Here is a 24,904-nt window from a genome sequence, read left to right as displayed (position 1 = left end):
AGGGGCCGTCACCGCCTGCTCAGGTGTGGTATTCGGCCTTCTGCATGATCGCCTTGCGCGCCCGGCGCTGTGTGATCTGCTTGGTGGCGATGCTGAGCGGCTGCACCTTTGTCCCGCGCCGCGAATTGCGCTCGAACTGAAAATTGCGCGCCGCGCCGATGGGCAGCTTGTCGCTCGCGGTCAGGGCAACGACCACGAGGTCAAGCTGGTTGACCTCGGCGACTTTCACCTCGTCCTCGTTGTTGGCATCCAGCATGGCCTGCGCGATCTCGTCGAAGTGGCCGATATTGAGGTAATCGCCCGTGCCGAGGCTGCCCTGCCCCATGCGCGAGCGGGGATCGTGTTGCAGCTCTTCTTCCGGCAATTCGCGCAGGTCCGTCAGCGCCAGCTCGATCTCGCGGCCCGGAACGTGCAGCGTGCCGATCAGGCTGGTGACGTAGACCGGCTGCGGGCTCATGTTGGTGATGAGACAGCGGCTGCGGATGCCCTTCCCCGCTGCCCGCGTGACCAGGATATAGGCGCGGCGGCTGGCCCTGTATTGCAGGAACAGCATCTGCAGATAGGTGATCCACACGATCAGCATCAGGAAACTGATGGTGACGCTGATAACGCCGCTGTTCTGTCCGACCCACGTCAGCATGCCGCATTCTCCATTGCCGGCAGGTTTTATCCCTTGCCGTTAGAGACGCTTGCGAAGCCCGAATGGGTCCGAATTAGAGGACGTACTTGGACAGGTCCGTATCGCTGGCGAGGTCGGCCAGTTTGTCGCGCACGTAGGCGGCATCCACCGTCACGCTCTGGCCGCTCATTTCCTCGGCTTCGAAGCTGAGCTCCTCGAACAGCTTCTCCATCACCGTCTGCAGGCGGCGGGCACCGATGTTCTCGACCCCTTCGTTCACCTGCGCGGCGATCTTCGCGACTTCGGCAATGGCTTCATCGTCCATCTGCACGTCCAGCTTCTCGGTGCGGAGCAGCGCCTTGTACTGGCTGACGAGGTTGGCGCGCGTTTCGGAAAGGATGCGCACGAAGTCTTCCTCGGTCAGGCTGCGCAGTTCGACGCGGATCGGCAGGCGGCCCTGCAATTCGGGCAGCATGTCCGAAGGCTTGGCAACGTGGAACGCGCCAGAGGCGATGAACAGCACGTGGTCGGTCTTCATCGGGCCGTACTTGGTGGCAACCGTCGTGCCCTCGATCAACGGCAGCAGGTCACGCTGCACACCTTCGCGGGACACGGAGCCACCGCGCACGTCGGAAACGGCGATCTTGTCCACCTCGTCGAGGAAGACGATGCCGTTGGTCTCGGCATTCTGCAGCGCGACGCGGGCGACGTCGTCCTGGTCCATGCGCTTTTCGGCTTCCTCGTCCACCAGCTTGTCCCACGCATCGGGGACTTTCAGCTTGCGCTTCTTCTTGGGCGGGCCGCCGAAGGCCTTGCCCATCATGTCGGAGAGGTTGATCATGGTCGCGCCGCCGCCCATGCCGGGAATGTCCATCTGCATCCCGCCCTGTTCGGCGACTTCGATCTCGACCTCCGTATCGTTCATCGAGTTGTCGGTGATGCGCTGGCGAAAGCTCTGGCGTGTCGCCTCGCTGGCATTGGCGCCGACGAGGGCGTCGAGCAGCCGTTCCATCGCGGCTTCGCTGGCCGCCTCGCGCACGGCGTCGCGGCGGCGGTCCTTTTCCAGGCGAATGGCTTCTTCCACAAGGTCGCGGGCGATCTGCTCCACGTCGCGGCCGACGTAGCCGACCTCGGTGAACTTGGTCGCCTCCACCTTCACGAACGGCGCTTCGGCCAGCCGTGCCAGGCGACGGCTGATCTCGGTCTTGCCGCAGCCGGTGGGGCCGATCATCAGGATGTTCTTGGGCGTCACCTCGTCACGCAGATCGGGATTGAGGCGCTGGCGGCGCCAGCGGTTGCGCAGGGCCACGGCCACGGCGCGCTTGGCTTCCTTCTGGCCAATGATGTGTTCGTCAAGGGCGGCGACGATCGCCTTGGGGGTGAGATTTTCCATAATGTGTAGAATTCTTGCCTTGGATGGTCAGACGGTTTCGACCGTCACGTTGCCATTGGTGAAGACGCAGATGTCTGCTGCAACCTGCATCGCCTTGGTCGCGATGGTTTCGGCGTTGTCTTCATAATCGGCGATCGCGCGGGCGGCGGCGAGCGCATAGTTGCCGCCCGAGCCGATGGCCGTGATGCCGCCTTCCGGCTCCAGCACGTCGCCATTGCCGGTCAGCACCAGCAGCGTGTCCTTGTCGGCCACGATCATCAGCGCTTCGAGGTTGCGCAGGTACTTGTCGGTACGCCAGTCCTTGGCCAGTTCCACCGCCGCGCGCAGCAGCTGTCCGCTATGCTGTTCCAGCTTGCGCTCCAGCCGTTCGAACAGGGTGAATGCATCTGCGGTCGCGCCTGCAAACCCGGCGACGACCTTTCCGCCGTCACCGATGCGACGCACCTTGCGGGCGTTGGGTTTCATCACGGTGTTGCCCATCGACACCTGTCCGTCGCCCGCGATCACGGTCTTCTCGCCGCGCTTCACGCCGATGATGGTGGTGCCGTGCCACTGTGTCAGGCCGTGGCTCGCCCTCTCTTCGCTCATGCCTGCGCATATGGGCAAGCCGGTTGGCGGCTTCAAGCGAAGCCGCGCACTGCGCGCGACGTAAGGTGGGAACTATGGGCCGCCCGGTCCGCCGCCACCGCCCGGCATGCCGGCGCCAACGGTGCCGATGTTGCCGAACAGGTCTTCCAGAAAGCCGCGCTCCCGGCCCAGCGTGGGCGTCTCATCGCCGTCGGGGCTGATGCGCACGACCTGTTCCATGCCGCTGCGATCGGTGGACACCACATTGCCCGCCTCGTCGAAATAGACGGCGAGGACGGAATGCTCCTCGATCTTGGGCTGGCGGAAAGGCGACTGTTCCGTCTGGCTGGACACGTAATACCAGACCGGATCGCCGAACTGGCTGGTCATGGTCGGCTGTCCCAGCGTGCCGCGCACCGATTGCCGGTTGTCCAGGCCCGGCTGGACCGAGGCGATCAGCACCTCGTCGTTGATGTAGCCGCGGTGATTGGTGATCGACGAGCAGCCCGCCAGCACCAAACCCAGTGCGGCGACAGTCGTGCCCTGAACCCAGACCTTGGGCATGATCGAACCCATCGAGAAATCCTTCTTGTCTTCATGGCGGGAGAAAGGTCAGCTTTGCGCTTACCCGCCCCGCTCCTATATGCGGCAAAGCCTTAGGGCAGCATGCGCAAGCGCGCAACGTGCGTCACGTGATTGTCTGCCCGGCTTTGAACAACCGCTTAATGAAGAGGCCCTGCCTGCCATGTCCATCATCTCCCGCTTCCTTGGCCTGGGGCGTGACCCGCGCGAGCCGCTGCGCCCGCTGTGGCACGGCGTGGTGGCCACCAGCCGCGAGCCCGAATGGTATGCCGATTGCGGGGTCGAGGATTCGGTGGAAGGCCGCTTCGACATGATCTCGCTCGTCCTCTCGCTCACTCTCATCCGCATGGCGAACAGCGAGGAACTGGCGCCCAAGACCGGCCTGCTGACGGAACTGTTCGTGGCCGACATGGACCGGCAGCTGCGCGACACCGGTGTGGGCGACCTGATGGTGGGCAAGAAGATGGGCAAGCTGATGGCGGCGCTGGGCGGCCGCATGGGCGCGCTGCGCGAAGCGATGACGGAAAGCGATGCGGCGCTGGCGACGATCCTGCAACGCAACGTCACGTTGGTCGATAACGAGAAGAAGCCCTTCGCCTTTGCCGTGCGCACCCGCGCGCTGACGGGCGACCTTGCCGCGCAGAGCGATGCCGCATTGCTCGAAGGAAACCTGCGCCCATGAGCGATGCGCCCGAATTCTCCCGCCCCTTCGACATTCGCGGCATCACCGCAGAGCCGGTGACGCTGGAAGCCAACGATGCCGAACGTGCCGCGCTGGCGAAGCGTTTCGGCCTCATGTCCATCGGCAAGCTGGCAGCCACTCTCTCCCTCGAAGCCGAAGGGGACGAGATCGCCGCGACCGGCGCGCTGTCCGCCGCATTCGTGCAAAGCTGCGCGGTGTCGGGTGACGACCTGCCGATGACGATCGAGGACGAGATCACGCTGCGCTTCGTGCCAATGGCCACGCTGGAAGCCGCCGAAGAAGACGAGGAAATCGAGCTGGAGGAGGACGAACTGGACGAAATCGGCTATTCCGGCACCAGCTTCGATCTGGGCGAAGCCGTGGCGCAATCGCTGGCGCTTGCCATCGATCCCTATGCCACCGGGCCGGAAGCCGACGATGCCCGCCGCCGTCACGGCATGGTGGAAGGAGGCGAAGCGGACGGACCGCTGGCAGACATGCTGCGCGGCCTTAAAGGGGACTAGGCGGACCTCTCGTTGCCGGGATCGTAGAAGGGCAGGTCCGTCACCTCGGCCGAGCGTTTGCCGTCCGGCATTTCCACCTGCACTTGCGCGCGCCGCTCCGCCTCGTCCGCGGCCAGCAGGGCGAGCGCGATATTCTGCTTCAGCCGCGGCGAGTGGATGGCCGATGTGACGGTGCCGATATCGGTGCCGATATCGGTGCCGTCGCGGGTGACGGCCCAGTACTCGGTATTCGCGCCTGACAGCGGCTCGCCATCGATCACCAGTCCGACCTGCCTGCGCGTCGCACCTTCTTCCTTGATCCGGCGCAGGGCTGCCTTGCCGATAAAATCAGCTTCCATGTCGAGGTCGACAAGGCGGCCAAGGTTCAGCTCGTAGGGATTGGTGCGCGAATCGGCATCGGCGCGGTAGGACAGCAGCGCGCCCTCGATGCGCCGAATGGTGGAGGTGTGCCCCGGTTTCAGCCCGTGCGGCAGGCCCGCCGCCATCACCAGTTCCCACAGTTCGTCCCCGCGCGTCGAATCGAGCAGGAACAGCTCGAAGCCGAATTCCTTTGACCAGCCGGTGCGCGAGACGATCAGCGGGATGCCCTGCAATTCGGCCTCACGGTGGTGGAAATGCGCAAGGTCGTCAAAAGCATCGCCGAACAGCGATTGCATCACCGCCAGCGATTTCGGGCCCTGCAACTGGAGCGGGGAGGCATCGGGTTCGTCCAGGGTCACGTTCAGCCCGGAATGGACGGCCACGCCCTTGGCCCACAGAAGGATGTCGCTGTCGGAAAGCGATATCCAGAACCGGTCTTCGGCCAGTTTCAGCAGGATGGGATCGTTCAGCACGCCGCCCTGTTCGTCGGTCAGCAGGATGTACTTGCACTGGCCCGGCCGCATTTTCGCAAGGTTGCGCGGGGTCAGCAACTGCATGAAGCGCGCGGCATCCGGTCCGGAAACCTCCACCTGCCGCTCGGCCCCCACGTCGCACAGGATGGCGTGATCGACGAGATTCCAGAAGTTCGCCACCGGGTCGCCGAAGCTGCGCGGCAGGTACATGTGGTTGTAGATGGAAAAAACCTCGACGCCCCAGCGCACCGTTGCATCGAAGAAGGGGGACTTGCGCACCTGGGTGCCGAAAAGGAAATCGCTGGGCTGGCTCATGCCGATTCTATGCTTGGCGCGCGAAATGGGTCCGGAAGCGCGCCTCCTTGCCTTGCGGCCCGAATCGTGGATATTCGCAAGGCAGGGGGAGGCCAGTCCGGGGGGATCAGATGGCCAGGTACACACGTTCGGAACCGTTCTTTCCGATCATGACGCTGGTCGTGGTCGGGTTCATCATCGTTGGCTTCGGCTCTGCCATCGCCGCGCGGGGCGATGGCTATGTGCCCCCGCCCGCGCTGCTGCTGCACGGCGGTGTCACGCTGGCATGGTTCGCGCTGACGCTGGTGCAGGCGCTGTTGATCCGGCGCGCGAACTTCGGGCTGCATCGCCAGTTCGGCTGGGCCAGCCTCGGCCTTGCCGGGATGATCGTGGTGCTGGGCTACAACACCACGGCCGTCGCCATGGGCAATCCCGAATGGTCCATCGCCGGGTTCGATCCCGTGGGTTCCGCCATTTTCCCCTTCTTCGACATCGTGACTTTCGCGATCGTCTACACACTGGGCATCGCCCGCCGGAAAGACAGGGAGGCGCACAAGCGGCTGATGGTGCTGGCCGGCGTAATGATGATGGACCCGGCGGTGGCGCGCACCGCCATCGTTCTGCTGGGCGCGCCGCCGCTGGCGCTGCTTCTCGAGTTCGCCATCCTGCTGGCATTCCCGATCTACGACTGGCGTACAAGAGGCCGCCCGCACTGGGCGAGCGTGTTCGGCATCGTGCTGTTTGCAGTCTTTTTCGCCCTGCGGATGGCGCTGGGCGGGACCGAGGCCTGGGCCGGATTTGCCGGAGCGGTGTTCTAAGAGCGTCGCTCCAGGCGGTCCTCTCGATCAGAACGGGATGTCGTCGTCCAGATCGTCGTAGTTGGAGCTGCCGCCGCCCATGCCGCCGGAGGACTGGCCCCCGCCGCCCTGGTTGCCGCCGCCGTAGCCACCGCCGCCGCCAAAGCCGCCGCTCGATCCGCCGCCGCTGCGCTGGCCGCCGCCGTAGCCGCCACCACCTTCACCGCGGCCGTCGAGCATCACCAGCGTGCCGTTGAAGCCGCGCAGCACGACTTCGGTGGAATAGCGATCCTGCCCGTTCTGGTCCTGCCACTTGCGGGTCTGCAACTGGCCTTCAACATAGACCTTGGAGCCCTTGCGCAGGTAGTTCTCGGCCACGTTGACGAGGCCTTCGGAGAAGATGGCGACCGTGTGCCACTCGGTACGCTCCTGGCGTTCGCCGGTGTTGCGGTCCTTCCACGTCTCGCTGGTGGCGATGCGCAGGTTGCACACCTTGCCGCCGTTCTGGAAGCTGCGGACTTCCGGGTCCTGGCCCAGGTTTCCGATCAGCATCACCTTGTTGAGACTACCCGCCATGAATCACTTTCCTCTGCTTGCTTGAGAGAAGGGCTTAGCGGGCCACCCGGTGAGTCGCTACCCGAAGGCGGCGAAATCCCCCGATCGAATCCTAAAGCCCCAGCGCCACCGCGCTCCAGTAGGTCAGCCCGGCGAACACGTAGGCCGCGCCGAACAGGTAGGCGAGCATGAACACCGGCCATTTCCACCCGTTCGTCTCGCGCCTGGCGACAGCGATGGTGGAAATGCACTGCGGCGCGAAGACGAACCACGCGAGGAAGGCGAGCGCGGTAGGCAAGGTCCATCCGGCCTGCAGGCGCGGAATCAGGCCCTCGGCCTCTTCCTCCTCGTTCGCGCCTTCCACGGCGTAGGTCGTGGCCAGTGCCGAGACCGCGACTTCGCGTGCGGCCATGGCGGGAATGATGGCCAGGCTGATCTCGCGATTGAAGCCGATGGGCGACAGGATCACGTGCATCCCGTCCGCCACGTGCCCGGCGATGCTGGCATCCACCTGGCTTTCGCCCGGCTCCGCCTTGGGGAAACTGAGCAGCACCCACAGGGCGATGGTGGCGACGAAGATGATCGTGCCCGCGCGGCGCAGGAACACCCAGGCGCGCTGCCACAGGCCGATGGCCATGTCGCGCAAAGGCGGCATCTGGTAGCGCGGCATTTCCATGATGAAACCGCTCGCCCCGCCCTTGGCCACCGTGCGGCGCAGCACGAGGGCGGCTGCCATCGCGCCGACGATGCCCGCAACGTAAAGACCGAACAGCACCAGCCCCTGAAGGCCGATGCCCGGCCCGACCGTGGTCGCGGGAATGAAGGCAGCGATGATCACCGCATAGACCGGCAGGCGCGCCGAACAGGTCATCAGCGGAGCGACCAGGATCGTGGTCAGCCGGTCCTTCGGATCGGCGATGGAGCGCGTCGCCATGATGCCGGGAATGGCACAGGCAAAGCTGGATAGCAGCGGGATGAAGCTGCGGCCTGACAGGCCGACATAGGCCATCAACCGGTCCATGATGAATGCCGCACGGGCCATGTAGCCCGATTGCTCCATCGCCAGGATGAAGGCGAACAGGATGACGATCTGCGGCAGGAACACGACCACCGAGCCGACGCCGGTCAGCACGCCTTCCGTTATGAAGTCGCGCACCACGCCTTCGGGCATGGCGCCTTCCACTACACCGATCAGCGCGGTGATGCCGCCGTCCAGCGCATCGGCGAAGGGCGTGGCCCAGGCGAACACCGCCTGGAAGATGACGAACAGCAGCGCGAACAGGATCGGCGGGCCGAGCCACGGGTGCAGCAGCACCTTGTCGAGCTTGGCGTGCAGGCGGTGCATGCTGTCTTCGGAAAGGATCGCTCCCTTGGCCATGTTGCGCGCGGCCAGCCGCCGCTCGGGCAGGGTCTGCCCGGCAACCTCGTGCCGGGTGGACAGGTTCTGGTTCTCGGCATCGCCCAAGGCTTCCACCAGCGCGTCGATCCCGCGTTTGCGCACGGCGACGGTAGAGATAACGGGCACGCCGAGCGCCGCCGAGAGGGCATCGGCATCGAGCACCAGCCCGTCGCGCTCCGCCATGTCGACCATATTGAGCGCCACCACCGTCGGGCGGCCCAGCGCGATCAGTTCCTGCGCGAAGACGAGGTGCTGTTCGAGGTTTGCGGCATCCACCACCACGATCAGCACGTCGGGCGCGGGTTCACCGGGAAAATCGCCCTGAACCACCTGCCGCGTGACTTCCTCGTCCGGGCTGGCGGGGTCCAGCGAATAGGAGCCGGGCAGGTCGATCAGTTCGACAGGCTCACCCGAAGGCAGGAACATGCGCCCGGCCTTCCGTTCCACGGTGACGCCGGGATAGTTGGCGATTTTCTGGCGCGCGCCGGTCAGCGCGTTGAACAGCGCGCTCTTGCCCGCATTGGGATTGCCGACCAGCGCGGCGGTGCGAAGCCTGCTCATACCCGCTTCACCTGCATCGCGCGGGCGTGGACGCGGCGGATCGCCACGTTCATGCGGCCAACCATCAGGGCGATCGGATCGCGTCCGATGAAGATGCCGCGATGGGCAATTGCCACGCGGGCACCTTCGTCGATGCCCATGGCGCGCAAGCGCTTGCCTTCGTCGGGCGCCAGCGCGCTCCAGTCGACATGGGTGATTTCAGCGCGCTCGAGCGGCGCGAGAAGGTCGAGTGTCAGGTCGTTTTCCACAAACTGCCCGGTGCCAGAGCGGCGCGCTAATTGCAACTGCTTCGCAATAGAAAAACGCGAGTCACTTCTGAGGGTAGCGCAACCGGCCCAGGAACCGCGCCACATCGAAATGCTCGCGGTCCTTGCCGAGCAGTTGTGCCTTGGCCTTTTCGAACTTCATCACGCCTTCGATCCGGCGGTCGAGGAAGGCGGCGGTCTCGGCCTTGTCCTCGCTCTGGTCCTCCACGAAGACGGCCAGCGTCGCGGCGTAGATACCGGCCAGGATCGCGCGCTTGGTGTAGTGGTTGTAATCGGTGGCCGTATCGCCCGCCAGTCGCCACATCTTGTCCGCGCTGGACCAGCCCTGCTTCAGTGCGGAAGGCGCGTTCTGCGGCATGGCCTGCACGGCGGCGGCGCGGCGCAGCGATTCTTCGAGTCCCATCACCGCTTCCAGGCGGAACCACACGAGGCTGCGGATCTTCTCGCGGATCGGCATGTTGTCCAGCCGCCCGTCGGCGAAATGGGCCTGCATTTTCTCGTCGACGGAAGCGATCCAGGCATCGATCATGTCCATCGCACCGCCCTTGAAGGCAAGGCGCGCGACGGCAGGATCGACGTCCGCCATCTCGCAGGCGGATTCCAGCGCGGCGTCGGTCCACCCGTCGAACATGGCGGCAGTGGCGATATCGGGAGCCAGCGCGATGCGCAGCTCGTCCAGCGTGGCATCCTTGAGGTCAGCCTCGGCCATCAGAACACCGGCCCGTAGGTGCGCGTCTCGTTCGCTTCGGCAGCGTCCTCGCTGCGTTCGATGGCGGCAAGCACGCGGGCCGAAACGCCCGGCATGGCGGCATAGTCGCGCGCGGTGCGCCCGGCGTTATCGGCCCGGTCGGGGTCGGCGCCTGCTCCCACCAGCACTTCGATCAGTTCGATATTGCGCGCATGGACGGCGGCGATCAGCGGGGTCTCGCCCGTCTCGTTGCCGACATCCAGCCGCGCGCCTGCATCTACCAGCGCCTGCACGCCTTCGACAAAACCAAGCTGGGCAGCGAGGATCAGCGGAGTACGGCCGCGGTTGTCGGCGATGTTGGGATTGGCGCCTTCCTGCAGAAGGAACTTCGTCCAGGTCACGTCGCGCCGCTCCACCGTGATATGCAGGCCCGTCTCGCCCGTGCTGATGTCGCGCGAGTTGACGATGGTGGTGCCGGGCTGTTGCAGCATTTCAGTGGCGTCGTCGCCCTCGCGGTTCTTCACCGCCTGCAGGAATTCGTAGCCTTCGGAATACATCTGCGCCGCAGCGGGCACCGACAGGGCGGTGGCGGCCAGCGCGGCCAGGCCAAGGCAAATTGTGCGAATGGGGGCGCGTGCCACTTCCCATCTCTCCTGTATCAATAATGTGCGCAAAAGCACCGCTACCGTGCGGGACTTTGCTTGCGCAGAGCGCGTTAGCAGAGCATGAACGCCACGTCATGTCAGCACGTATTCCGCTTGTCACCCCCGTCCTTTTGGCCCTTTCGCTCGTCGCCTGCGATGGCGGCGCGAGCCAGCCGCCCGTCACCGACGCGCCGCTTTACGGCAGCGCGCTGACCGGCGAGTTCGATCTTGTCGATACCAACGGCAACCAGGTCACCAGCGCGGATTTCGCGGGCAAGTACCAGCTCGTCTATTTCGGCTATGCCTATTGCCCCGACATCTGCCCGTTCGACATGGACCGGATGGTGCGCGGTTACAACGCCTTCGCCGAGGAGAATCCGGAGCTGGCGCAGGACGTGCAGCCGATCTTCATCACCATCGACCCCGAACGCGACACGCCGGAAAAGGTCGGCGAATACGCGGCGGCGTTTTCCGACGACGTGATCGGCCTTACCGGATCCCCCGAACAGATCGAGGCGGCCGCCGCGAGCTTCTTTGCCTACTACCAGAAGCTGGAGCCGAACGCGGAAGGCGGCTACCTGATGGACCACTCGCGCACCGGATACCTGGTAGACCGCGAGGGTGAGCCGATGGCGTTGATCCCCGTCGAGGAATCGGCCGAAGCCGTGGCCGCGGAACTGGAAAAATGGGTGCGCTGAGAGACCGCTTCTGGGAGCTCGAACTCGAAGAGCTCAGCCGCGCGGAATGGGAAGCGCTGTGTGACGGATGCGGCAAGTGCTGCCTGCACAAGCTGGAGGACGAAGACACCGGCGAGATCGTCGACACCAACGTTGCCTGCAAGCTCCTCGACACCGGCACCGCGCAGTGCCGCGACTATCGCCACCGCAAGGCCTTCGTGCCCGATTGCCTGCGCCTGACGCCGCGCTTGCTCAAAAGCATTCGCTGGCTGCCCTCGACCTGCGCCTACGTGCGCCGCGCCGAGGGCAAGCCGCTGCCCGAGTGGCACCACCTGCTGACCGGCAGCCGCGATGCGATGATGGAGGCAGGCGCAAGCGTCGCCGGGCGCTGCATCAGCGAGACCGTGGCCGGACCGCTGGAGCACCACGTGGTCGACTGGGAGGAGGAGCGCGCGTGATCGACTGGCTGCGCGACGATCACCAGAACCCCGCCATCGAAGTGGGCGGCCAGACGCTTCCCATCGCTATCCGCCGCCACGCACGCGCCCGCCGCCTGACCATGCGGCTCTCCCCCGACGGCAGCGAAGTGCGCATTACCCTGCCCACCTGGGGCCGTACGCGCGATGCACTGGCATTCGCCCGGGCCCGCGCCGAGTGGATCGAGCGGCAGGTGGCCAAGGTGCCTGCCCGCGTGAGCGTGCGCGACGGCGAGGCGATCGCATACCGCGGCGAGCACCTGCGCATCGCCTGGGAAAGGAGCGCGGGGCGCAAGCCGGTGGTCGACGGCGCATTCCTGCGCGTGGGCGGCATGGCCGACGGGCTGGAAGGGCGCGTGCGCCGCTGGCTGGAGGCCGAAGCCCTGCGCCTGTGCGCCGAAGACCTCGCCTTCTATTGCCAGCGGGCCGATCTGCCGCAGCCCGCCCTGCGCCTCTCGCGCGCGCAGCGGCGATGGGGGTCGTGCTCGCGCAAGACCGGTCGCTGCATCCGCATCAACTGGCGGCTGGTGATGGCGCCCGATCACGTGCGCCGCTCCGTCGTGGCGCACGAGGTCGCCCACCTCGTCCATTTCGACCACTCGCCCACCTTCCACGCGCTGCTGGCAAAGCTGTTCGAGGGGCGGCTTGCGGAAGCCGACGGCTGGCTGAAGCGCGAGGGTCGTTCGCTATACGCCGCGTTCGGCTAAGCTATTGCTGGCGAAAAGCACTCTGCGTCCCTATTCTTAGCGCCATGAAAGGTTTCTTCCGCCGAGTTTCGCCGCGCCGCGCGGTCACCGATTTCCACGAGCAATGGAAACAGCCCACGCCGCACCGCTGGCAGATCCTCGGTGTGGCCATCGCCGCAACCTTTTGCGTGTTCATGCTGTTCATCCCCGACAGCCAGCGCGGCGAGATCGCGCCGCCCGACGTCATGTACATCTCGACCTTCGAGGAAGGCCGCAGCGAGGGCGAGATCATCGCCTCCAACTGCGCCAACCAGGAACTGAAGAACGAGATCCAGGCCGCCATCGCAGCGAACGAGCAGGCCCGGCGCGAAATGTATGAGGCGCTGGGCCGCGCGACTTTCATCGACGTCGATTCGATGAAGGAAGAAATCGCCGAGGAGCAGGCCGCCGAGCAACCCGAGGACACCGGCCCCACGGAAGAGGAACTGGCGCTCTCCCTTGAGGAATACTGCGCCAATGCCGCTGGCTGACGACGCGCGCTGGATGGCCGCCGCCGCCGCGCTGGCGGAACGCGCGCGTCCCCTCGCCAGCCCCAATCCCGGCGTCGGCGCGATCATCGTGAAGGACGGCGTGGTCTTTGGCCGCGGCTGGACCATGGCCGGCGGGCGGCCCCACGCCGAAGCCGTCGCTCTCGATCATGCAGGCAGCGCCGCGACAGGCGCAACGCTCTACGTCACGCTGGAGCCCTGCGCGCACAAGTCGCAGCGCGGACCGGCCTGCGCTGACCTTGTCTCTGAAGCAGGTCTTGCCCGCGTGGTGATCGGCATGGACGATCCCGATCCGCGCACCGCGGGCAGCGGAACCGCGCGTTTGCAGGATGCCGGCGCGGAAGTGACGCTGCTGCACTGGGAACCTCATCGCCTCGGCCTTTCCGGCCATGCCGCGCATCTCGCGAAAAGCCGCCCGCACGTGACGCTGAAACTGGCCATGTCGCTCGACGGGTGCATCGCCACCTCCAGCGGCGAGAGCCAGTGGATCACCGGCGAGGCATCCCGCGCCCACGGCCACCGCGAGCGAGCACGTGCGGACGCCATCCTCGTCGGCGGCGGAACCTTGCGCGCCGATGCACCGCGCCTCGACGTGCGGCTGGCGGGGCTGGAAGGCCGCTCCCCCTGCCGCGTGGCGCTGACATCCGGCGAAGTGCCCGAAGGCTGGCAGGCGATCCGCAGTCCGCAGGAGATCACCGCGCTCGACGGCGTGCGGTACCTGATGGTGGAAGGCGGCGCGCAGACCGCTTCGGCCTTCCTTGCGGCCAAACTGGTCGACCGCCTGCTGATCTACCGCGCCCCGGTGCTGCTGGGCGGCGGCACGCCCGCCATCGGCAACATCGGGCACGACACGCTGGAAGCCGCCTTTGCCGACGGGCTTGCCATGCAGGACCGGCGCACGCTTGGCAGCGACACGCTCGAAGTCTATCAGCGCGGCTGATTCAAGAAGGGGCTATCCATGTTCACCGGCATCGTCACCGCCATCGGCACGATTACGCAGGTCCAGCAGCGCGGCGACCTGCGCCTGACCATCGCCTGCCCGTTCGACCCTGCCGAGATCGATATCGGCGCTTCTATCGCCTGTTCCGGCGTGTGCCTGACCGTGGTCGATCGCGGCGGCACCAAGGGTGACGCGCATTTCATGGTGGACGTGTCCGCCGAAACCACCTCGCGCACGGCAAAGGCGATGTGGAAGGAAGGCGCCCGGTTGAACCTCGAGCCTTCCCTGCGGCTGGGCGACGAGCTTGGCGGCCATATTGTGACTGGCCACGTCGATGCCATGGGCCGCGTGGCGGATTGGCAGCTGGAAGGCGATTCGATGCGCCTGACGATTGCCGCTCCGGCAGAGTTGGCCCCCTTCATCGCGCAAAAAGGCTCGATCACGGTCAATGGCGTCTCGCTGACGGTAAATTCGGTTCAGGACCCGGACGATGGCTCCGTCAACTTCGGCCTCAACATCATCCCCCACACCGCCGATGTCACCACGCTGGGCGAACTGGCGCAGGATGCCGAGGTGAACCTGGAGGTCGACACTATCGCGCGTTACCTGCACCGGATGCAGGCGCTGCGCGGCTGACAGTCACCCGAACAGCCGCGCGAACAGTCCGCGCCCCTTGTTATCCGGCGCCGTCTGCCCGGCAGCCTTAAACAGCGTGTGCCCCAGCTGCACCGCCTGCTGGTCAGTAAGAACGTAGAAGTGCGGCTGAACGTCGCCCTTCGCATGCGGCGGCGGTTTGTCCACGCACTGCACCCGCAGCGTTATCAGGCCGCCCTTGCGCATGGTTGTCCAGCCAACTAGCGCGCCAAAGTCCTCTCTGTCCGGATTTCGCAATTCTCTTCCCCCCAGCATATTTTCTCGCCTGCAGAATAATCCTTTTCCGCTCTTGCGCAAAGCGCATGGTCGCTGTCCTACAAACCTCCATCCGCGGCAGCCTTGACGGATGCCCGAAAACCTTGCGAAGTCGCGACGCCGTCCGCCTTTCTTCTGCCCCGTGCCGCTGCGCCGCCGCAAGGATGGCTGGACCATCAAGCGCCAGTGCGAATTCCTCGCCTGTCACTATCTGACCGGCAACGTCAGCGCCGCCGCGAAGGCGGCCGGAATGAGCCGGATGAGCGCCTATCGCCTGCGCCGCCGGAGGGATGCAGCAAGCTTTGCCCACGCATGGGACGCCGAGCTGACACCGCCTGGCGAGGGATGGATCAAAAGCGAGGTCGATTGGCGAAAGGTTACAAGTGAGGAGCTGTTCCGGCGGATCGACGTGGGCCTCGTGGCCCCGCTGATCCATCGCGGAAAGGTGTGCGCTGAACGTCGGAAAGCCGACGATTCCGCGCTTCTTCGCCTGCTGAAGCGGCTCGATACGGCAAACGCCCGGTCTTCCGAAGAAGAGCCGGGCGCATGAAACCCAACTTTTTCAGAACGCCCCTGTCGGCGTTCCAGGTTGCCGTGCGGTCAACCGGTCACGTCGGCCAGCGCGGCAACGAAGGCATCAATGTTGCCCATGGTCAGGCCCGCCACGTTGATACGGCCAGAGCCTGCCATGTAGACGCCGTGATCCTCGCGCAGCTGCTGCACCTGTTCCTTGCTGACAGGCAGCATGGCGAACATGCCCTTCTGCTTGCCGAGCGGGGTCAGGTCCACGCTGCCCGCGGTGCCGGATTCGGCCAGCTTCGCGCGCACCTGGCCGATACGCTGGCGCATCGATTCGAGCTCTTCCAGCCAGTTGGCGGTCAGGCTCTCGTCTTCCAGGATCACGCGTACGGCAGCGCCGCCGTGATCCGGCGGCATCGACCAGTTGGCCCGCGCAAGCGCGGAGCCGTTCGACATGACGCGCGTGACCACATCGGCATCGCCGCCGATGGCATAGAGCGCGCCCACCCGGTCACGATAGAGGCCGAAGTTCTTGTCGCAGCTGTAGGCCACCAGCACTTCCGGCACGCTGGAGACAACCTTGCGCACGCCGTATGCGTCCGCGTCCATGCCGTCGCCCAGGCCCTGGTAGGCAAGGTCGATGATGGGCGGGACGCCGCTGTCCTTCAGAAGGCCCGCGATCTCGTCCCACTCGGCATCCGTGTAGTCGACGCCTGTCGGATTGTGGCAGGCACCGTGCAGCAGGACGGCATCGTCCTTGCCTGCCTTGGCCAGCACGTCGCGAAGCGCGTCCATATCGGCAGAGCCGTTGTCGCCGGCGTGGTTGAACGTGCCTGTCTCCATACCGCAGTCGGCCAGGATCTGGGCGTGATTGGGCCAGCTCGGTGTGCCCATCCAGATCTTCTGCACGCCCGCCTTGTGAGCCAGCGCCACGGCCAGGCGAACAGCACCCGTGCCGCCCGGCGTCTGCATCCCGTCGATGCGGCCACCCGTGGGCAGGGCATCGCCGAACACGTGCGGCATCAGCGCATGGACGAAGCCCATGTCGCCCTCGGGGCCGAGGTAGGCCTTGGTGTCTTGCCCCTCGACCAGCCGCTTCTCCGCTTCCTTGATCGCGCCGAACACGGGCGTCGCGCCGTCGGCGGTGCGATAGACGCCCACGCCAAGGTCGATCTTGGTGGGGCGCGGGTCCGCGTTGTAGAGCTTGATCAGCGCGAGAAGCGCGTCGGGCGGTTGCTGGTTGAGTCTGTCGAGCATGATGGCGGCTCAATGCCGCCACCCGGCGCAATCTGCAAGTGCGCAGATTGCGCGGTCAGCAGCGTCGGATCAGAACGGCAGCCAGCGTTGCTTGCGCGAGAAGCGCATGTATCCCGCGTTCACGCCGAGGCGCAGGCCTGCGCCCACGCGGATGGGGATCAGCACCACGTCGCCCTTGCGCACGTAGCTGGCGTTGAACCCGCCCACGAAATATGCCGAGCCCTCGCCCGCCGGGAAGCGTTCGTAGAGCTCGTCCGTATCGTAGAGGTTGTAGACCAGCACGAAGGTGTTGCCCGCGTTGGCACCCGCATCAAGGCCGATCGAGGGCCCGGTCCAGTAGACAGGCATATTGCCTTCGACGGCGTGGTGCAGCGTCCCGGAACCATAGCGCACGCCGACAACGAACGCGCCGCCGCCTTCTCGCCCGACAATGTAGCCGTTGGGCTCGCCCTGATCGGAGAGAATATCCTGGATCATTCGCGCAAGCCCTTCCGCACCGCGCCCGAACAGTCCCTCGGCAGCGCCGATCAGATCGTCCTCGGCGTAGGTCGTGGACGAAGGTGCAGGGGCCTGTGCCACGTCGACATTCGCCCCTTGTGCGGACATGGTCTCGGCGGGAAGTTCCGACGCCTGGCCCGTCTCGTAGCGGGTGGAAGAGTCGCTCGAATCGTAGGCGCCCCCGAAGCCGGGCTCGGCAGGTATCTCGTTCGGCCGCGCATTGGGCGTGCCACGATATTCGGGCGTGGTCGAGGTGTCGGACTCGCCTTCGAGGTCGCCGTCGATCATCAAGTCGGGATCGACGGTCTCGATTTCCTGCGCGGACGCCGGGACGCTCAGCACGGGTATGGCCAGCGCGGGCAGGCCCAGCAGGGCGGCAGCCAGGGCTTTGCGGATCGAGTGCATGGTATTCCCTCCGGTTTCGCCAGCCTCACAGCAGGCGCGCGGTCACGAGGGTCACATTGAGTCCCCGGCTGCTGAAGCAGCAATGAATAGGCGGCGAATCGAATCGAATTCGCGGTGAACCGAATCCATCACGCGGCCGCACGATGCTTCTACGCAAAAAGAGAATGCGCCCTTGAAGGCGTGCCAACCCCTCGTTATAGGCCGCGTCTTGCCGCTTGGGTCCGGAGACGTGGGTGAGTGGCTGAAACCAGTTCCCTGCTAAGGAACCATACCCCTATCGGGGTATCGAGGGTTCGAATCCCTCCGTCTCCGCCACTCAGTCCTTTCGCGCTTTAGGATTGACGATAGCAGCCCTCTGAAACTCTTACGGATTTTTCGTTTTGCGAAGAGCGGGAGAGAGGATCTGCGTCGTATGTCGCAGTATTTTTCAAGATCGGAGAGAGCCACGGGCCCTTCAAAACGTATTTCCAAAATGCCTGGAGCTTGCACAAGTGAGTCTGCGTTTCAGATTCACTTCACGAGCGACGGCGGGATGGCGGAATTCCGCGGGCTGGGGGCGATAGAGGGGTCCCGTAACAGGGCGCTAAAAACCTGTAACAGGGAACAAGATTCTTGAATCAGGGACATTGAATCCTGTTTCAGGGCCGTTCAATTCTGCATGTTGGCGGGCGCAGCCAGGGAGGCGGCTTGCGCGGGGATGCCACCCCTCTCGGACGAGGGAAAGCTTTCGAGGATCCGGATTCGAAGTTGGACTGCTGGTGGTCGTGACACGACCCTTGAGACTTCATCAATTCCTCGAGGACGTCCAATGCCGCGCAAGGACTCGCCGATCTGGAGAGATTTTCCGACCGACTTTCTCGATATCGGGATGGAGCCCCTCTTCAAGGTCCGGAAGCGCGATGACACGATCCACTATGTCTCGGCTGCCGATGCCCTGTTACACAAGCAGTTCGAGGACGCGCTTGCAGGAGACCTCGCGAGCTTTCGTGCCATCATCAACATGGCGAAGAAGAACCTGCGCTATACCAATCTCAAGCGGGCGTACGTCGGTGCAAATCAGTTGCGGACGGTCGCGTACCAGCGTGTCCCTCGAGAAGGCGAGAAGCGAGCCGACTTCTTCTCGCGCGACGCCGGCACAATCCTCGATATCATGGTGCAGGTGAAGGAGCCCGGCGACCTTGAAATGGTGGCGGCGGGCATCGACTACTACGAATATTACTTCCATATGCAGCCGTGGGTCCTTGAAGCTGCCGCGACAAGACAGTCGTCTGGCGGCGAGCCCGAAGACCTATCCCATTACTGCTGGTCACCGCACGGGGTGATCGATCCCTTCGACTACACCAACGAGCCCTGGTTCGCTCCGCCTCCGGCTGAGCAGCAGCGTTCTCCGGAGGAAACGCGTTTCAAGAAGGGGTGCAGCGGGAACCCAAGGGGGCGACCGAAAAAGAAGCGAGCCTATGCGCCCTTCGATGAATTCCTTTTCCAAATCGTGACCATAAATGTCGGTGGAACGAAGCGCGAGTGCAGCAGGCTGGAGGGACTAGTCCATTCGGGCAACATGCGGGCCGCGAAGGGAGACACGAAGTTCCTGAACTACCTGAGCGGGCTCTATGTCGAGGAGTCGTTGAACCGCTGGAATCATTCAGAGGACTGGGAGGCAGAGGGTGTCATAGATCCGCTGACTTACTTGCTTCGACCTTATATCGACTCATCCTTCGACCGGCTGCCGTGCGGGTCCAATCTGCGACGGCTCGACATCATCAGCCGGGGGACCTCGTCGCGTTACCTGTTCCGTCCCTGGCTCATAGAACTCGCCCTTTCCCGGCTGGGGAACCGTCAGTTGACGATCGAAGAGCAGAAGGAGGTGATGCGCAGCACGAGCTGTCGGCGCAAGGTCAACTGGCCTGATTGGTGGGAGGTGCGTCCGTGGGAGAAGGGCGGCCATAAGCTCTAGCTTGCCAACAATTGCTCCGCCTACCGTTCCCAGTCTGGGTCGATGGTCCCCGCGCGCATGAGCTCGGAGGGCCCTGTCAGAGCAAATGCACCTGATTGACGGCTGAGGCTGTGAGGGTAGGGCGATGCGATGCCCAGACCCAGGAAGCCAGCCAGCCCATTCCGCTATTTCAACTCGTCGCCGGAGGTGATCCGGCTTGTGGTGATGATGTATGTCCGCTTTCCACTGAGCCTGCGCAATGTCGAGGATCTGCTGGCGGAGCGCGGCATCGATATCTGCCACGAGACCGTGCGGCACTGGTGGAACAGGTTCGGGCCGATGTTTGCTGCTGACATCAAGCGGCAGCGGATCAGCCGGATGCGCGGCTTCAGGCAGTGGCGCTGGCATCTCGACGAGATGTACGTGAAGCTGAATGGCGAGATGGTCTACCTGTGGAGAGCGGTCGACCAGGAGGGCGAGATACTCGAAAGCTTCGTCTCGAAAACAAGAGACAAGAAAGCAGCACTCGCCTTCATGAAGAAAGCGCTGAAGCGCTACGGTTCGCCCGAGGCGATCACCACAGATGGGCTGCGTTCGTACAAGGCGGCGATGAGTGAGCTGGGCAACCAGGAGAAGCAGGAGATCGGCCGCTGGGCCAATTACAGGGTTGAGAACTCGCATCTCCCTTTCCGACGACGAGAGCGGGCGATGCTGCGGTTCCGGCGGATGAAAAGCCTACAGAAGTTTGCCACGGTCCACGCCAACGTCCACAACCACTTCAATCTCGACCGCCACCTTACCGATCGCCAGACCTACAAGGCAAACCGCTCGGCCGCACTGGCCAAGTGGCAGAACCTCATGGCCTGAGCCGTGGCTGGGGAAGGGAGAGCTTCGTCAATCGGAGACGAGTTGCGATTAGACTGACAGCACCTCTTGCGGGCTTTGTGAGCCTTTTTCGTCAAACAACCCCAGGCACCGTAACATGCGCTGGAGGGCGGCATGGTACGCTCTGCGCTGCATAGGTCGTGACAACACGGTTTTTCTATCCGAAACAGATGGGAATGGGTTTACCGATTGGCGGACGGTTGGGGCGTCGATGAAGAACAAGGGGGCCAGGAAAACCTGGGGGCATCGACGCCCCGAAAGCCTTAGTAACCTTAACGGGTTAACGATAGGATTACGCGCTTGTCAGTTTCTCAATTTGCTAAAGGCATGCTGACCAAAGGCTAAATAGCCTGCATGGATGCGAGGAAACACAATGAGCAAGCAAGCAGCAGAGCGGGAACTTCTCCGCTACAGATGGATGAACATGAAGCTTTGTGAACGAATTGCCGCTGAGCAGCGCCTCCATCCACGAGAAGTGCTAACGCTTGGCTTCCGGCACGGCATCCCCTTCCTGTCGGCTTCTAAGGGGTATCAATGCCCTGACTGCGGCAATAAAGTTCCGGAGGACAGCCCATGCGGCGCTTGCGGTTTCGATGTTCGCTACACGATGCCCGCGCCCGACCGATCACCGGGCTTCTATCTCTCGCAAGTGCCGAAGGAAGCGCCTCGCAAAAGACCTATGCTTCTGGGTATTTTCTTGTTGGCACTTGCAGTGCTTATTGCGTTATTACTCGCCTGAGCACTCAAGTCCAAAGCTTACATGCCGAGTAAACATAGCTGAGCCAGATTCAGCCGAACTGCGTTACAGAACACGAGGTGCAGCTCAGCGATTACGACGATCCGCCGCCGCCCAGTGTCAGGCTGGTCCGATTTTCTAGATACGGAAGCGCTTCCCATCATAGCCTTGTCTGCCAGCAGTGCTGTGGGTTTGGGTAATGGCAGCGCCATCAGCGGTTCGGCAGTGGTGTAATCGGAAGCCTCGCGGCCGGTCAGGACGAAGCTGACAGGCAGTCCCTGAGTGCTTCGTACGCCTACGGCTCGACAAAGGGCGTGGATTTTCCCGTAAAACCTCCGCGTGATGGACCAAGAGCGTTCGCACACCCCCTTTTCCGCCCACTTCCGAGACGTGGCCGCGAGCACTGGTACTGTCGATCATGTGCTGCAAGTCGTCGGTGAGACCCAAATCGCCCCGCGTTTCCAGCATCCCGGACGCGCTGTTCGGCCCAGCGCCGGAACCGGACATAGACCGAGTTCCACTTGACGTAGCGCTCATGCATATCGCGCCAGGGGCAACCGAGGCGCAGTACGGCGGCACGCCGTTGAAGAAACTTCGGCTATCCCCCGCCGGCCGCGTGCATCAACATTTTTCAGGCGGCAGCAAAGGACAGATCAGCTCTCATTCCGCCTCTGACAATTCTCGCGCCACATGACTGCTCCGCATAAACCAGTCTTAGAAGCGAAGCTGTGCAAGGCAAAATCAGAACCAAGCGGAATTGGAACTCCTTCTAAAAACGCGACCTAGGCATCGCGCCCGGTGCATTGTGTACAGACTTCCTTGTGTGTAGAGGGCCCTCGTGAAGGGGGCATAGAACACCAATGTGATCTGGAGAAAAGTTCATGACCAGTGCACCGTCGCTCGGTTTGCCAAAGTTCTATAACGAAGTCGTGCCTCTAGATGGTGAACGGCACGGCGATTGGAGACTGCGCTCCAGCGCTAGTTCACCATGGGTGGTAGGGCATAACACGATACCGCTGCTGGCGTCCGAGTTCGTGAGTGCTCAGCGTAACTATCCCATTATTTTTTCGTCAGCAAATGAACCAGCCCCATTAGCATTGATGGGTCTGAGCAAGCGTAACGACTTCTTTGATGATAAAGGCCAGGCGATAGGCAAGTTCTATATCCCTGCCTACGTAAGGCGCTATCCATTCATTCTGGCGAAGCTAAGCTCAGAAGCCGACAACCTGACCCTTTGCTTCGATCCGGAGTGCGGCCTTCTTGGCAAGTTTGAGGATGGAGCTCTTCTTTTTGAAGGCGATTCGCCATCAGAAAGAACAAACCAGATCGTCAAATTTTGTCAGGACTTCGACACATCAGCAGCTTTTACCCGAAGGTTTGTGAAAGAATTACAGAAGTTCGATTTGCTAGTCGAAGGAAACGCTACAATCAAAAACGGTTATGGTTCGGCTAAGCCCACGAGGTATGCCGGATTTCTAATTGTAGATGAAAAGAGATTGAGAGACGTGGACGGCAGTCAGCTGAAAGAATGGTGCAGAAGCGGAATAATGTCCATGATAATGGCCCACCTTCATTCACTCAACTTAGTCAGCGCTTTGGTCGAACGGCAAAGTAATTAATTCTTAGGTGAATTCCTTTGCCTCACATACCTAGGCTCAGGACTTATTGATCACAACCAATAGCAGACGGTAGCGGCACCCGGGTTGTCGAGTGTACCACGGAAGCAGTCGCTATGTTAGTGACGTGACCCCCTGATTTTCCTCCAAGTTCGATTAGAGTCTGGCCCTGATAGAAGGATGGACGAGATGAAGAGAACGAGGTTTACGGAGGAACAGATCATCGGGGTGCTCAAGGAGGCTGAGGCGGGTGCAAAGACCGCTGACCTAGCCCGGCGGCACGGGGTTTCCGAAGCGACGATCTACAACTGGAAGTCGAAGTATGGCGGGCTGGAGGTCTCCGAGGCCCGACGACTGAAGGATCTTGAGAGCGAGAACGCGAAGCTCAAGCGGCTGCTGGCCGATACGATGCTGGACAACGTTGCGCTGAAGGATCTTCTGGCAAAAAATGTATGACCCGCCCTGTCCATGCAAGGGTCGATTGGTGTTGACGGTGCCAGTCTGCACAAATGTATCCGGCCTCTCGCGAGTGGGCCGCTGTTGCGGCCAGGCCTTGATGAGATCCGCGCGCCTCGTTCCCAGATAAATGCTTCGGGCTTTCTGCCCGCTTTTTTGCAGGGGCTTACGATGCGCTGGTCCACTGTCTCGTCATCACTCTCACGAACCTCGCAGTTGGTGGCGGCTTCGTTCAGCCGAACGCTGGAACGCGCCGCTCGTAGGTAGCACCCGGCTTGGTCAGGATCACCCAGACGATGCGAGCGATCTTGGCTGCCAAGGCAACCGTGACCTTGTTTTTGTGCATCCGACTCTCAAGTCCATCGAGCCATGGTCCCAGTCGGTCCCGGCTGCGGTCAAGATGCGTGACGCAGGATCGAGCGCCATGGACGATCATCCTTCGCAGATACTTGTTGCCGCGCTTGCTGATGCCGAGCAGCTTGGTCTTCCCGCCGGTCGAGTGTTCGCGCGGCACCAAGCCGAGCCAGGCAGCAAGATCACGAGCCTTGGCGAACTGGTGCCCGGAACCGGCTGCCGCCAATAAAGCGGTCGAGGCAAGCGGGCCGATGCCCGGCACTGTCATCAGGCGCCGTGCGGTATCGCTGCGTGCTGCGATGTCTTCGATCTCGTGGTTCATCGTCGCGATGCGCTGTTCGAGCTCCATCATCTCGCCGTGAACCTCTGTCAGGATGCGGCGCATCGAAGGAGTAAGCTCGTTGGTCTCATCTGCCAGCACGCGTGGTATCTCGGCCTTGAACTTGCCCGCCCCCTGATGGATCGCGATGCCATACTCGAGGCAGAAAGCGCGCATCTGGCTGATCAGCCTCGTTCGATGGGCGATCATCCGGTCTCGAACCCGGTGGAGCGCTTGCAGGTCGATCTGCTCAGGAGTCCGAATCTCGACGAAGCGCATGGTCGGCCTGGTCACGGCTTCTGCGATGGCCTCTGCATCGATGATATCGTTCTTGTTCGACTTCACGAAAGGCTTCACGAACTGTGCCGGCACGATACGGACCGTATGCCCCATCGCCTGCAGCTTGCGCGCCAGCCACTGCGAGCCCGGGCACGCTTCCATCCCGACCAGCACTGGGGAAGCGCGCTCGAAGAACTGCAGCAAGGTCTCTCGCCTGAACGTTGCCTTCTGGATCGGCGCGTGGGCAGCATCAAGGCCGACCACGTGAAAGATCGTCTTGCCAATGTCGACGCCGAACACGGCTGCATCTCTTGGTTGGTTGCGTATGCTCATCATTACCTCCTTCTCGGTCCGCAGAACATGCGTGGTAGGACAGGGTGGGTCATCTCATTAGTTCTGACGCCCGCTGCGCAGCGGGAAGCTGTGTCTCATCTCCAGGCTCGTCACGGGATGAGTGGGCGGCGGGCGTGCCGTGTCATCGGTGCCGATCGCAAGAGCATGCGTTACCGTTCCACGCGGGACGATGATGCCGGGTTGCGTGAGAAGCTGCGCGAGTTGGCCAACCAGCGTCGCCGGTTCGGCTATCGCCGTCTGCATATCCTGCTGCGCCGGGAGGGCGTGATGATCAACCGGAAGAAGACCCAGCGTATTTATCGTGAGGAAGGCTTGGCAGTCAGGCGGCGGCGCAGCCGCAAGAGGGCGGTGGGGACCAGGGCACCTGCTCCGGTTCTCGCCCTACCGAACCAGCGTTGGAGCCTGGACTTCGTGCATGATCAGCTGGCTTCCGGCAGGCGGTTCCGGGTGCTTAACGTGGTCGATGATGTGACCCGGGAGTGCCTGGCGGCGGTGCCAGACACCTCGATCTCGGGTCGCCGCGTCGTGCGCGAGCTAGCCGATCTCATCGCCGAGCGCGGCAAGCCGGGGATGATCGTCAGCGACAACGTCCTAGGTCGGGAAGCAGCTGTGGGAAAAGGCCAGCAGGTCTCGTTGCGCCGATCATGACCGGC

At 63.3% G+C, this 24,904-nt stretch carries 28 protein-coding genes, 1 tRNA gene and 3 pseudogenes; 17 read left to right on the top strand and 15 right to left on the bottom strand.

What is annotated here, in order from left to right:
- Positions 1-19: 19 nt before the first annotated feature.
- The 4 genes from ABFX23_RS02560 to ABFX23_RS02545 form a co-directional block, all read right to left on the bottom strand.
- A complete protein-coding gene (locus ABFX23_RS02560; RefSeq protein ID WP_346031569.1) occupies positions 20-640 on the bottom strand; it encodes a hypothetical protein in 621 nt (206 codons plus the stop codon).
- Positions 641-713: 73 nt separating this feature from the next.
- Positions 714-2,015: an ATP-dependent protease ATPase subunit HslU gene (gene hslU, locus ABFX23_RS02555; protein ID WP_346031741.1), complete on the bottom strand. Its 1,302-nt coding sequence runs from the start codon at positions 2,013-2,015 to the stop codon at positions 714-716.
- A gap of 24 nt (positions 2,016-2,039) precedes the next feature.
- Positions 2,040-2,600: an ATP-dependent protease subunit HslV gene (hslV, locus tag ABFX23_RS02550; protein ID WP_346031568.1), complete on the bottom strand. Its 561-nt coding sequence runs from the start codon at positions 2,598-2,600 to the stop codon at positions 2,040-2,042.
- 72 nt (positions 2,601-2,672) lie between these two features.
- A complete protein-coding gene (locus ABFX23_RS02545; protein WP_428831634.1) occupies positions 2,673-3,155 on the bottom strand; it encodes an outer membrane protein assembly factor BamE in 483 nt (160 codons plus the stop codon).
- 169 nt (positions 3,156-3,324) lie between these two features.
- On the opposite strand from ABFX23_RS02545, the gene ABFX23_RS02540 reads away from it, so the two are divergent.
- Positions 3,325-3,843 carry a ubiquinol-cytochrome C chaperone family protein gene (locus tag ABFX23_RS02540; RefSeq protein WP_346031567.1) on the top strand — a complete coding sequence of 173 codons (519 nt, stop codon included), beginning with the start codon at positions 3,325-3,327 and terminating at the stop codon, positions 3,841-3,843.
- Entirely contained in the window at positions 3,840-4,367 is a 528-nt protein-coding gene (locus tag ABFX23_RS02535) for a YceD family protein (protein ID WP_346031566.1), read from the top strand. Before ABFX23_RS02540 ends, ABFX23_RS02535 begins: the two co-directional genes overlap by 4 nt.
- Here ABFX23_RS02535 and ABFX23_RS02530 read toward each other — a convergent pair.
- Positions 4,364-5,515: a glycine cleavage T C-terminal barrel domain-containing protein gene (locus ABFX23_RS02530; RefSeq protein ID WP_346031565.1), complete on the bottom strand. Its 1,152-nt coding sequence runs from the start codon at positions 5,513-5,515 to the stop codon at positions 4,364-4,366. The two genes, ABFX23_RS02535 and ABFX23_RS02530, sit on opposite strands and share 4 nt — an antisense overlap.
- Positions 5,516-5,625: 110 nt before the next feature.
- Between ABFX23_RS02530 and ABFX23_RS02525 the strand changes: the two genes are divergently transcribed.
- Positions 5,626-6,312 carry a hypothetical protein gene (locus ABFX23_RS02525; protein ID WP_346031564.1) on the top strand — a complete coding sequence of 229 codons (687 nt, stop codon included), beginning with the start codon at positions 5,626-5,628 and terminating at the stop codon, positions 6,310-6,312.
- A 27-nt stretch (positions 6,313-6,339) separates the two neighbouring features.
- On the opposite strand, the gene ssb is transcribed toward ABFX23_RS02525, so the two are convergent.
- From ssb to ABFX23_RS02500, 5 genes are all read right to left on the bottom strand, one after another.
- A complete protein-coding gene (gene ssb / locus ABFX23_RS02520) occupies positions 6,340-6,867 on the bottom strand; it encodes a single-stranded DNA-binding protein (protein WP_346031563.1) in 528 nt (175 codons plus the stop codon).
- A 91-nt stretch (positions 6,868-6,958) separates the two neighbouring features.
- Complete coding sequence (gene feoB / locus ABFX23_RS02515; RefSeq protein ID WP_346031562.1) at positions 6,959-8,806, bottom strand: ferrous iron transporter B; 1,848 nt, start codon at positions 8,804-8,806, stop codon at positions 6,959-6,961.
- Positions 8,803-9,042 (bottom strand): FeoA family protein, encoded by a 240-nt coding sequence (locus ABFX23_RS02510; protein WP_428831639.1) that lies wholly within the window; start codon positions 9,040-9,042, stop codon positions 8,803-8,805. Before ABFX23_RS02510 ends, feoB begins: the two co-directional genes overlap by 4 nt.
- Positions 9,043-9,115: 73 nt before the next feature.
- Positions 9,116-9,781, bottom strand: a complete 666-nt coding sequence (locus ABFX23_RS02505; protein WP_346031560.1) for a COQ9 family protein — start codon at positions 9,779-9,781, stop codon at positions 9,116-9,118.
- Positions 9,781-10,401, bottom strand: a complete 621-nt coding sequence (locus tag ABFX23_RS02500) for an ankyrin repeat domain-containing protein (protein WP_346031559.1) — start codon at positions 10,399-10,401, stop codon at positions 9,781-9,783. Before ABFX23_RS02500 ends, ABFX23_RS02505 begins: the two co-directional genes overlap by 1 nt.
- A gap of 98 nt (positions 10,402-10,499) precedes the next feature.
- Here ABFX23_RS02500 and ABFX23_RS02495 point away from each other — a divergent pair, with 98 nt between their 5' ends.
- From ABFX23_RS02495 to ABFX23_RS02470, 6 genes are read left to right on the top strand one after another with little or no spacing between them, the layout of a single operon-like run.
- Positions 10,500-11,102: an SCO family protein gene (locus ABFX23_RS02495; protein ID WP_346031558.1), complete on the top strand. Its 603-nt coding sequence runs from the start codon at positions 10,500-10,502 to the stop codon at positions 11,100-11,102.
- On the top strand, positions 11,090-11,539 hold the full coding sequence (locus tag ABFX23_RS02490) for a YcgN family cysteine cluster protein (RefSeq protein WP_346031557.1): 450 nt from the start codon (positions 11,090-11,092) through the stop codon (positions 11,537-11,539). Before ABFX23_RS02495 ends, ABFX23_RS02490 begins: the two co-directional genes overlap by 13 nt.
- Positions 11,536-12,264, top strand: a complete 729-nt coding sequence (locus tag ABFX23_RS02485; protein ID WP_346031556.1) for a M48 family metallopeptidase — start codon at positions 11,536-11,538, stop codon at positions 12,262-12,264. Before ABFX23_RS02490 ends, ABFX23_RS02485 begins: the two co-directional genes overlap by 4 nt.
- A gap of 44 nt (positions 12,265-12,308) precedes the next feature.
- Entirely contained in the window at positions 12,309-12,773 is a 465-nt protein-coding gene (locus ABFX23_RS02480; protein ID WP_346031555.1) for a hypothetical protein, read from the top strand.
- Positions 12,760-13,731 carry a bifunctional diaminohydroxyphosphoribosylaminopyrimidine deaminase/5-amino-6-(5-phosphoribosylamino)uracil reductase RibD gene (gene ribD, locus ABFX23_RS02475; RefSeq protein ID WP_346031554.1) on the top strand — a complete coding sequence of 324 codons (972 nt, stop codon included), beginning with the start codon at positions 12,760-12,762 and terminating at the stop codon, positions 13,729-13,731. Before ABFX23_RS02480 ends, ribD begins: the two co-directional genes overlap by 14 nt.
- Positions 13,732-13,749: 18 nt before the next feature.
- A complete protein-coding gene (locus ABFX23_RS02470) occupies positions 13,750-14,367 on the top strand; it encodes a riboflavin synthase (protein ID WP_346031553.1) in 618 nt (205 codons plus the stop codon).
- 3 nt (positions 14,368-14,370) lie between these two features.
- Here ABFX23_RS02470 and ABFX23_RS02465 read toward each other — a convergent pair whose 3' ends face one another.
- Positions 14,371-14,571, bottom strand: coding sequence for a hypothetical protein (locus ABFX23_RS02465; protein WP_346031552.1), 201 nt, complete (start codon positions 14,569-14,571; stop codon positions 14,371-14,373).
- Positions 14,572-14,782: 211 nt separating this feature from the next.
- Between ABFX23_RS02465 and ABFX23_RS02460 the strand changes: the two genes are divergently transcribed.
- Complete coding sequence (locus ABFX23_RS02460; protein WP_346031551.1) at positions 14,783-15,190, top strand: hypothetical protein; 408 nt, start codon at positions 14,783-14,785, stop codon at positions 15,188-15,190.
- 50 nt (positions 15,191-15,240) lie between these two features.
- Here ABFX23_RS02460 and ABFX23_RS02455 read toward each other — a convergent pair whose 3' ends face one another.
- The gene (locus tag ABFX23_RS02455; protein ID WP_346031550.1) at positions 15,241-16,416 is read right to left on the bottom strand and encodes an amino acid aminotransferase; all 1,176 of its coding nucleotides are present in this window, start codon (positions 16,414-16,416) and stop codon (positions 15,241-15,243) included.
- Between the two features lie 69 nt (positions 16,417-16,485).
- Entirely contained in the window at positions 16,486-17,319 is an 834-nt protein-coding gene (locus ABFX23_RS02450) for a DUF1134 domain-containing protein (RefSeq protein WP_346031549.1), read from the bottom strand.
- A gap of 223 nt (positions 17,320-17,542) precedes the next feature.
- Between ABFX23_RS02450 and ABFX23_RS02445 the strand changes: the two genes are divergently transcribed.
- The 4 genes from ABFX23_RS02445 (at position 17,543) to ABFX23_RS02430 (ending at position 20,876) form a co-directional block, all read left to right on the top strand.
- Positions 17,543-17,634, top strand: a tRNA-Ser gene (locus ABFX23_RS02445).
- Positions 17,635-18,127: 493 nt separating this feature from the next.
- Positions 18,128-19,273, top strand: coding sequence for a DUF5681 domain-containing protein (locus ABFX23_RS02440; RefSeq protein WP_346031548.1), 1,146 nt, complete (start codon positions 18,128-18,130; stop codon positions 19,271-19,273).
- Between the two features lie 129 nt (positions 19,274-19,402).
- Positions 19,403-20,119, top strand: a complete 717-nt coding sequence (locus tag ABFX23_RS02435; RefSeq protein WP_346031547.1) for an IS6 family transposase — start codon at positions 19,403-19,405, stop codon at positions 20,117-20,119.
- Positions 20,120-20,510: 391 nt separating this feature from the next.
- A complete protein-coding gene (locus tag ABFX23_RS02430) occupies positions 20,511-20,876 on the top strand; it encodes a hypothetical protein (RefSeq protein WP_346031546.1) in 366 nt (121 codons plus the stop codon).
- Positions 20,877-21,040: 164 nt separating this feature from the next.
- Here ABFX23_RS02430 and ABFX23_RS17725 read toward each other — a convergent pair.
- A pseudogene (locus ABFX23_RS17725) lies at positions 21,041-21,530 on the bottom strand (IS5 family transposase); the annotation flags it as partial.
- Between the two features lie 224 nt (positions 21,531-21,754).
- On the opposite strand from ABFX23_RS17725, the gene ABFX23_RS02425 reads away from it, so the two are divergent.
- Positions 21,755-22,492 carry a SapC family protein gene (locus ABFX23_RS02425; protein WP_346031545.1) on the top strand — a complete coding sequence of 246 codons (738 nt, stop codon included), beginning with the start codon at positions 21,755-21,757 and terminating at the stop codon, positions 22,490-22,492.
- 186 nt (positions 22,493-22,678) lie between these two features.
- Positions 22,679-22,942: pseudogene (locus tag ABFX23_RS02420) on the top strand (transposase); the annotation flags it as partial.
- A gap of 235 nt (positions 22,943-23,177) precedes the next feature.
- Here the strand turns inward: ABFX23_RS02420 and ABFX23_RS02415 are convergent.
- Entirely contained in the window at positions 23,178-24,197 is a 1,020-nt protein-coding gene (locus ABFX23_RS02415) for an IS110 family RNA-guided transposase (protein WP_346031544.1), read from the bottom strand.
- 93 nt (positions 24,198-24,290) lie between these two features.
- Here ABFX23_RS02415 and ABFX23_RS02410 point away from each other — a divergent pair.
- Positions 24,291-24,839: pseudogene (locus tag ABFX23_RS02410) on the top strand (DDE-type integrase/transposase/recombinase); the annotation flags it as partial.
- Positions 24,840-24,904 lie beyond the last annotated feature (65 nt).

It is taken from the genome of Erythrobacter westpacificensis, assembly GCF_039542285.1.
In the GTDB taxonomy this organism is placed as follows: Bacteria; Pseudomonadota; Alphaproteobacteria; order Sphingomonadales; family Sphingomonadaceae; genus Alteraurantiacibacter; species Alteraurantiacibacter westpacificensis.
The sequence above is the reverse complement of the archived record's forward strand: the minus strand, read 5'-3'. Positions and strand labels throughout refer to the sequence as shown.

Bases quoted from the DNA above. Each gene is read 5' to 3' on its own strand.
- ABFX23_RS02430 (WP_346031546.1), top strand. From the start codon at position 20,511: ATGAGCAAGCAAGCAGCAGAGCGGGAACTTCTCCGCTACAGATGGATG.
- ABFX23_RS02435 (WP_346031547.1), top strand. From the start codon at position 19,403: ATGCCCAGACCCAGGAAGCCAGCCAGCCCATTCCGCTATTTCAACTCG.
- ABFX23_RS02560 (WP_346031569.1), bottom strand. From the start codon at position 640: ATGCTGACGTGGGTCGGACAGAACAGCGGCGTTATCAGCGTCACCATC.
- ABFX23_RS02540 (WP_346031567.1), top strand. From the start codon at position 3,325: ATGTCCATCATCTCCCGCTTCCTTGGCCTGGGGCGTGACCCGCGCGAG.
- ABFX23_RS02455 (WP_346031550.1), bottom strand. From the start codon at position 16,416: ATGCTCGACAGACTCAACCAGCAACCGCCCGACGCGCTTCTCGCGCTG.
- ABFX23_RS02530 (WP_346031565.1), bottom strand. From the start codon at position 5,515: ATGAGCCAGCCCAGCGATTTCCTTTTCGGCACCCAGGTGCGCAAGTCC.
- ABFX23_RS02545 (WP_428831634.1), bottom strand. From the start codon at position 3,155: ATGGGTTCGATCATGCCCAAGGTCTGGGTTCAGGGCACGACTGTCGCC.
- feoB (WP_346031562.1), bottom strand. From the start codon at position 8,806: ATGAGCAGGCTTCGCACCGCCGCGCTGGTCGGCAATCCCAATGCGGGC.
- ABFX23_RS02470 (WP_346031553.1), top strand. From the start codon at position 13,750: ATGTTCACCGGCATCGTCACCGCCATCGGCACGATTACGCAGGTCCAG.
- ABFX23_RS02440 (WP_346031548.1), top strand. From the start codon at position 18,128: ATGCCGCGCAAGGACTCGCCGATCTGGAGAGATTTTCCGACCGACTTT.
- ABFX23_RS02465 (WP_346031552.1), bottom strand. From the start codon at position 14,571: ATGCGCAAGGGCGGCCTGATAACGCTGCGGGTGCAGTGCGTGGACAAA.
- ribD (WP_346031554.1), top strand. From the start codon at position 12,760: ATGCCGCTGGCTGACGACGCGCGCTGGATGGCCGCCGCCGCCGCGCTG.
- ABFX23_RS02495 (WP_346031558.1), top strand. From the start codon at position 10,500: ATGTCAGCACGTATTCCGCTTGTCACCCCCGTCCTTTTGGCCCTTTCG.
- ABFX23_RS02480 (WP_346031555.1), top strand. From the start codon at position 12,309: ATGAAAGGTTTCTTCCGCCGAGTTTCGCCGCGCCGCGCGGTCACCGAT.
- ABFX23_RS02425 (WP_346031545.1), top strand. From the start codon at position 21,755: ATGACCAGTGCACCGTCGCTCGGTTTGCCAAAGTTCTATAACGAAGTC.
- ABFX23_RS02450 (WP_346031549.1), bottom strand. From the start codon at position 17,319: ATGCACTCGATCCGCAAAGCCCTGGCTGCCGCCCTGCTGGGCCTGCCC.
- ABFX23_RS02505 (WP_346031560.1), bottom strand. From the start codon at position 9,781: ATGGCCGAGGCTGACCTCAAGGATGCCACGCTGGACGAGCTGCGCATC.
- ssb (WP_346031563.1), bottom strand. From the start codon at position 6,867: ATGGCGGGTAGTCTCAACAAGGTGATGCTGATCGGAAACCTGGGCCAG.
- hslV (WP_346031568.1), bottom strand. From the start codon at position 2,600: ATGAGCGAAGAGAGGGCGAGCCACGGCCTGACACAGTGGCACGGCACC.
- ABFX23_RS02490 (WP_346031557.1), top strand. From the start codon at position 11,090: ATGGGTGCGCTGAGAGACCGCTTCTGGGAGCTCGAACTCGAAGAGCTC.
- ABFX23_RS02535 (WP_346031566.1), top strand. From the start codon at position 3,840: ATGAGCGATGCGCCCGAATTCTCCCGCCCCTTCGACATTCGCGGCATC.
- ABFX23_RS02525 (WP_346031564.1), top strand. From the start codon at position 5,626: ATGGCCAGGTACACACGTTCGGAACCGTTCTTTCCGATCATGACGCTG.